We start from the raw sequence: 6,209 nt of genomic DNA, 5'->3' as shown, positions 1-6,209 counted from the left end.
ACCCCCACCCGATGCAAGGAGCCCCACGATCCCCACCACCGCACCGTGGGGGCCTACGGGGGCTCGGCCCCCGTACAGATGAAAAGGAGCCGGGAAGACGCCAAAAGCGTCAACCAGGCTCCAAGTGGAGGTGCCGGGAATCGAACCCGGGTCCTCCGTCGCTTCACCAAGACTTCTCCGTGCGCAGTCCGCTATGCCTCTGCTTGGCTCCCTCGGTCTCGCGAACTAGCCGAGGTGACGAGCCCAGCCGCTGTTCGATGTCCCGCCAGGTCCCGCGGCCGGACCTGGCGGTAAGAGCCTCCTAGTCGATGCCGGATTCCGGGACGGAGGCGTTCCCGGTCCGACAGAGTCGCTCCTCGCTCAGGCGGCGAGGGCGAACTCGCGCTGACTCTTGTCGGCGCTTATTAGATTGCGGCGACGCTCTCGGTGGTCTCCCGCCTGCACCGGCACGCTTCCCTTGGATCACCGTACGGAGTCGAAACCGTTCACCCCCTCGTTGCGGCCGTTCCTTCTCGACCGCGCGGTCCGTACAGCATAACGTCCGCTCCCCCGCGGATCATTCCAATATCGGCCTACGAGATTTCCGCAGGTGGGAGCTTCAGCAGCCGGGCGGGTGCGTCGTGCAGGACGCTGCGCAGGAACGGGGTGCCGAGCCGTTCGTCGGCGGCGGCCCACCCGGCGATGGCGGCGAGCTGCTCGGCGTACGGGTAGGGGATGTTGGGGTAGTCGGTGCCGAGCACGACGCGGTCCCGCACGGGCACGAGCCGGGCCGGCCAGTCGGCGGGCAGCGGGCTGAACCGCTCGGTGAAGGCGACGCCGACCATGGTGGTGTCCAGGTGCACCCGCGGGTGCTCGTGGACGAGCCGGAGCGCGGTGTCGTACTCGGGCATGCCCGCGTGCGCGAGGACGGCGGTGAGCAGCGGGTGCCTGCGCAGCACTTCGCCGAACACGTCGAGCCCGGTGTGGTCACCGGGGATGGGCCCGTGCCCGCAGTGGATGACGACGGGCGTGCCCGCTTCGGCGAGCACTCCCCAGGTCTCGTCGAGCAGCGGGTCCCGCGGGTCGAACTTCCCGACCTGCACGTGGACCTTGATGCAGCGCGCCCCGGCGGCGAGGGCGTCGCGCATGGCGCGTTCCATGCCGGGTTCGGGGTAGAGCGTCGCGGTGGGCACGGCGCCCGGCGTGCGGTGCCCGAAGTCGAGGGCCCACTCGTTGAGCCAGGCGGCCATGCCGGGCTTGTGCGGGTAGACGAGCGGCGCGAACGCGGTCACCCCGAGTTCGCGGAGCAGCCGCAGCCGGGTCGGTTCGTCGTGCCGGTAGGTGACGGGCCAGTCCATGCCGTAGTGGGTGCGGGCCTGGTCGAAGTAGGACCACACCTTGTGCAGCACGCGTTCCGGCAGGAAGTGCGTGTGCAGGTCGACGAGCCCGGGCAGGCCGAGCCGGTCCAGCCAGGGCCGCACTTCCGCGTCGGAGGCGGGCCCGGCCGGGATGCTCACCGGCGGCCCTTGCGGATGCGGCCGATGTGGCGCTGCATCTCGCGGTCGGCGTCCCGCTTGGCCATGTCGTGCCGCTTGTCGTGCGCCTTCTTGCCGCGGGCGAGGGCGAGTTCGACCTTGGCCTTGCCGTCGGAGAAGTACATGGACAGCGGGATGAGGCTCAGCCCGCTCTCCTTGATCTTCCCGACCAGGCGGAGGATCTCGCCGCGGTGCAGCAGCAGCTTCCGGGAGCGCCGCGGTTCGTGGTTGGTCCAGGTGCCTTCGGTGTACTCGGGGATGTGCGCGTTACGCAGCCACACCTCGCCCTGGTCGACGGTGGCGAAGGCGTCGACGAGGGAGGCCTTGCCCTGCCGCAGGCTCTTCACCTCGGTGCCGGTGAGCACGATCCCGGTCTCGTAGGTGTCCAGCACCGACCAGTCGTGCCGCGCCTTGCGGTTCTGCGCGATCTGCTTGCGCCCGCGTTCCTTCACCATGCTTGCAACCTTAGCTACCCGTGTCTCGTGCGCGGCGGGACCGCGGCACGGCGCCGGTCGTGCTCGGCCCGCGCCGGGCGTAGAGCGAAGCAGCCGCCGAGCCTCGTGGTCAACCGGGTTTTCCCGGTCTGGAACGCGAGGAGCGGCCGCGCTCGACGAGCACGGCCGCTCCTCGCGGTGGTTTCCGGGGTCAGAGCCGCACGTACAGCCGCAGCGTCACGTACCCGGTGGTCGCCGAGATCGCGGCCGCGACCAGCAGCATGATCGGCGAGACGGCGGCGATGTCGCCGTAGCCGATCTCCGGGATGATGCCGGTGCCGAACACCGGCGACATGACCCTGTCAATGAACGCCGCCTTCGAGATGAGCAGCCCGATGATCGCCAGCAGCGCGCCGATCAGGCCGGACACCATCGCTTCCAGGAGGAACGGCAGCTGGGTGTACCAGCGGGTGGCGCCGACGAGCCGCATGATGCCGGTCTCGGTGCGCCGGGTGAACGCGGAGAGCTGGATGGTGTTGGAGATCAGCAGCAGCGCCGCCATCGCCTGCACCAGCGCGATCGAGAAGGTCGCGTTGCGCACGCCGTTGAGCACGCCGAACAACCGGTCCAGGTAGTCGGCCTGGTCGACGACGCTGTCCACACCGGGCTGGCCGTCGAACTTCTGCTGGATGGCCCCGAACCGCTCCTGGTCGGTGAGCTTGATCCGCAGCGAGGCGGGCATCGCTTCGACGCGGGCCACGTCGCGCAGTTCCGGCATGGTCTCGAAGACCTTGTTGAAGTTCTCGAACGCCTGCTCGCGGTTCTCGAACTTGACGGATTCGACGCCGGAGGAGCGGGTCAGCTCGGACTTGAGGTTCGCGCAGGGCTGCTGCGTGCAGTCCGCGTCGTTGGCGCTGACGTCGTCGGTCATGAACACGACGACCTCGACGCGGTCCTGGTAGACCTCCTGCATCCGGTCGATCAACCGGACGACCAGCAGACCCCCACCGAGCAGGCCGACCGAGATGGCCGTGGTGAGGATCATGGCGATGGTCATCGTGACGTTGCGCCGAAGGCCGTTGACGACCTCGCTGAATACGAAGCTCGCGCGCATCTTGGTGTGTGCTTCCTGGCTGGGTTCGGGGGTGCGGGGCTGCTCAGCGACCGACGCCGTAGACGCCGCGGGCGTCGTCGCGGATCACTCTGCCGAGGCTGAGCTCCACGACGCGGCGCCGCATCGAGTCGACGATCGAGTGGTCGTGCGTCGCCATGACCACCGTGGTGCCGGTGCGGTTGATCCGCTCCAGCAGCAGCATGATGTCCTGGCTGGTGTCGGGGTCGAGGTTGCCCGTGGGCTCGTCGCACAGCAGCACCAGCGGCCGGTTCACGAAGGCGCGCGCGATGGCGACGCGCTGCTGCTCACCACCGGAGAGCTCGTGCGGCATCCGGTCGGCCTTGCCGTCGAGGCCGACGAGCTGCAGCACCTCCGGCACCACCTTGCGGATGGTGTGCCGGGGCTTCCCGATGACTTCGAGCGCGAACGCCACGTTCTCGGCGACCGTCTTGTTGTTGAGCAGCCGGAAGTCCTGGAACACGCAGCCGATCCGCTGCCGCAGCCTCGGCACCCGTCGTCGCGGTAGCTTCGCGACGTTCCAGTCGGCCACGAACACCCGGCCTCGGGTGGGCACGTCCTCGCGGAGCAGCAGCCGCAGGAACGTGGACTTCCCCGAGCCGGAAGGGCCGATGAGGAACACGAATTCGCCCTTGCCGACGCTCACCGAGACGTCGTCGAGCGCGGGACGGGTCGAGGTCTTGTATCCCTTGGACACGTGCTCAAGCCGGATCACGGGGCGTGAGTTTACCTGCGACCTTTCGGGGGACCGGCGCTCACCCGGACCAGTCACCAGGAGCGCCGGTACCGGGTCCATCTCCGCTGGTCAGCTCGTGATCAGCTCACGCACCGCAGCTTCCGGACGGAGCAACGCCCTCACCCGTGCGGGCGGCACGCGTCGCGGTCCGCCCGGCGACCTCAGGCCGCCGAGTCCTGCTGGCGGCGCCAGCGGATGCCCGCTTCGAGGAACCCGTCGATCTGGCCGTCGAGCACGGCGTCCGGGTTGCCGACCTCGAACTCGGTGCGCAGGTCCTTGACCATCTGGTACGGGTGCAGCACGTAGGAGCGCATCTGGTTGCCCCAGCTGGAGCCGCTGTCCTTGAGCGCGTTGAGCTCGGCGCGCTCCTCCTCCCGCTTGCGGGCGAGCAGCTTGGACTGGAGCACGCGCAGCGCGGCCGCCTTGTTCTGCAGCTGCGACTTCTCGTTCTGGCAGGACACCACGATGCCGGTGGGGATGTGCGTGATGCGCACGGCGGAGTCGGTGGTGTTGACGCTCTGCCCGCCGGGACCGGAGGAGCGGAACACGTCGACGCGGATGTCCTTCTCCGGGATCTCCACGTGGTCGGTCTCCTCCACGACGGGGAGGACTTCGACGCCGGCGAAGGAGGTCTGCCTGCGGCCCTGGTTGTCGAACGGCGAGATCCGCACCAGCCGGTGGGTGCCCTGCTCGACGGACAGCGTGCCGTAGGCGTAGGGGGCGTTGATGCGGAAGGTGGCGGACTTGACGCCGGCTTCTTCCGCGTAGGAGGTGTCGTAGACCTCGACGGGGTATTCGTGGCGTTCGGACCAGCGCACGTACATCCGCATGAGCATCTCGGCGAAGTCGGCGGCGTCGATGCCGCCCGCTTCGGCGCGGACGGTGACGACGGCTTCCCGCTCGTCGTACTCGCCGGAGAGCAGGGTGCGGACTTCGAGGGCGTCGAGCTCCTTCTTGAGCCGCTTGCGCTCCTCGTCGGCCTCGTCGAGCCCGGCCTGGTCGCCTTCGTCCTCGCTGAGCTCGTAGAGGACTTCGACGTCCTCGACCCGCTGCCGCAAGTCGCTGATCTTGCGCAGTTCGGCCTGCCGGTGCACCAGCTGGCTGCTGATCTTCTGCGCGTACTCGACGTCGTCCCACAGGTTCGGCTTGGCCGCTTCGGTTTCGAGTTCGGCGATCTTCGCCCGCAACTCGTCTAGGCCCATGACGCTCTCGATGCCTTCGAGCGTGGTGGACAGGTCCTTGATATCTGCGGCGACGTCGGGATTCACAGTGTTCGAGGGTACTTCACCGGCGGGCGGCTTCCCACGAGGACGGCCCCGGTCGGCACCGGTGTCCCCGCCCAGGGCTGCGGTGGCGCTCGCGGGCGGGGTTCCGGATCATTCCCCAGTGCTCATTCCGGAATGCTGTCGAGCAGCTTCACGATGGCCCGGTTGTGGGCGACGGTGAAGTCGGCCGCGGCCTTCTCGTAGGGGTCGGTGGCGGCCTTGGCGGCGTTCTTCGCTTCGTCGAGCCGGGCGGTGTACTGCTCGCGGGCGGATTCGACGAGGGCGGCGCGCTGCTTGGGCGTGAGCGATCCGGCGTGGACGAGCCGCAGGATCAGCGGGCTGCGCACGTTGTCCGGGCCGGGTTCGGTGTTCAACCAGGACTTGAAGGCGCGCTTGCCGGCGGCGGTGATCGCGTACTGCTGGCTGGAGCGCGGTCCTTGCTTGCCGAGGCGCAGCAGCCCGGATTCGGTGAGCGCGGGAAGTTCCCGGTACACCTGGCTGCGGGTCACGCTGAAGAATCCACCGAATCGTTCGGTGGCGGCAGCGACGAGCTGCCCCCCGGTCTTCGGGCCGTCGTGCAGCAGCCCCAGCAGTGCGGCGGATGTCGAGTTCAGCTCAGTCACGAATCCACCGTGCCACGGCCCTCGCAGGCTGTCCACAATGGTCGGCCTCTCTGTCCACTGTGGTTGCAATGGGCTGGTCCGAGTGGACCATCCGTTGTGGCGCAGCGTGAGCGGGTGCCGCCGTTCCGGCGTGCTTCAGCGCACATCGCTCTGCCATCGAGGGGAACGTCCGTGGGCGCGGGTGCCGTGGCGGGCCGCACCGGGTGTCGCGCGCGGTGGTGATCGCTACCTGATCGTGCGGTCTACCTGCACGAAACGGTGCGTTGCCGCGGCGGGGCCGCCGATTACCGGGAGTGACGTCCATGCTGCGGCAGTGCGCCGACGCTCGCCGGTCGCGTTCGGACGGAGGTCGTGCTGCCCGGAACCGAGCCCCGCCAACGCTTTTCCGCTTGCCCCGGCAAGGATCCCCCCGCCCGCCAGGACCACTGCGCCGTCTGCCGTCCCCCCGCACTCCCTCCCCGGCACCCCACCGAGCGACCACCTCTCCGCTCCCCCACCCCCACCA

The 6,209-nt window shown here is 69.0% G+C and carries 6 protein-coding genes and 1 other RNA gene; all 7 read right to left on the bottom strand.

From position 1 onward, the window contains the following. Positions 1-122: 122 nt before the first annotated feature. The 7 genes from ssrA to LCD31_RS27775 all read right to left on the bottom strand — a co-directional run bounded on the left by ssrA (position 123) and on the right by LCD31_RS27775 (position 5,704). Positions 123-493: a transfer-messenger RNA gene (gene ssrA, locus LCD31_RS27805) on the bottom strand. Between the two features lie 79 nt (positions 494-572). After that, positions 573-1,490 carry an amidohydrolase family protein gene (locus tag LCD31_RS27800; RefSeq protein ID WP_374201690.1) on the bottom strand — a complete coding sequence of 306 codons (918 nt, stop codon included), beginning with the start codon at positions 1,488-1,490 and terminating at the stop codon, positions 573-575. Between the two features lie 2 nt (positions 1,491-1,492). Continuing rightward, complete coding sequence (gene smpB / locus LCD31_RS27795) at positions 1,493-1,969, bottom strand: SsrA-binding protein SmpB (RefSeq protein WP_224963001.1); 477 nt, start codon at positions 1,967-1,969, stop codon at positions 1,493-1,495. A gap of 190 nt (positions 1,970-2,159) precedes the next feature. Then, positions 2,160-3,062 carry a permease-like cell division protein FtsX gene (gene ftsX, locus LCD31_RS27790; protein WP_224962997.1) on the bottom strand — a complete coding sequence of 301 codons (903 nt, stop codon included), beginning with the start codon at positions 3,060-3,062 and terminating at the stop codon, positions 2,160-2,162. A 43-nt stretch (positions 3,063-3,105) separates the two neighbouring features. Then, the gene (gene ftsE, locus LCD31_RS27785) at positions 3,106-3,795 is read right to left on the bottom strand and encodes a cell division ATP-binding protein FtsE (RefSeq protein ID WP_224962995.1); all 690 of its coding nucleotides are present in this window, start codon (positions 3,793-3,795) and stop codon (positions 3,106-3,108) included. 182 nt (positions 3,796-3,977) lie between these two features. Further along, complete coding sequence (prfB, locus tag LCD31_RS27780) at positions 3,978-5,084, bottom strand: peptide chain release factor 2 (RefSeq protein WP_224962993.1); 1,107 nt, start codon at positions 5,082-5,084, stop codon at positions 3,978-3,980. 122 nt (positions 5,085-5,206) lie between these two features. Further along, positions 5,207-5,704: a PadR family transcriptional regulator gene (locus LCD31_RS27775; protein ID WP_224962991.1), complete on the bottom strand. Its 498-nt coding sequence runs from the start codon at positions 5,702-5,704 to the stop codon at positions 5,207-5,209. Between the last annotated feature and the right edge of the window lie 505 nt (positions 5,705-6,209).

The organism is Saccharopolyspora sp. 6M (assembly GCF_020176775.1).
GTDB lineage: Bacteria > Actinomycetota > Actinomycetes > Mycobacteriales > Pseudonocardiaceae > Saccharopolyspora_C > Saccharopolyspora_C gregorii.
The sequence above is the reverse complement of the archived record's forward strand: the minus strand, read 5'-3'. Positions and strand labels throughout refer to the sequence as shown.

Excerpts from the sequence above, each read along its gene's own strand:
- ftsX (WP_224962997.1), bottom strand. The coding sequence starts at position 3,062 with ATGCGCGCGAGCTTCGTATTCAGCGAGGTCGTCAACGGCCTTCGGCGC.
- smpB (WP_224963001.1), bottom strand. The coding sequence starts at position 1,969 with ATGGTGAAGGAACGCGGGCGCAAGCAGATCGCGCAGAACCGCAAGGCG.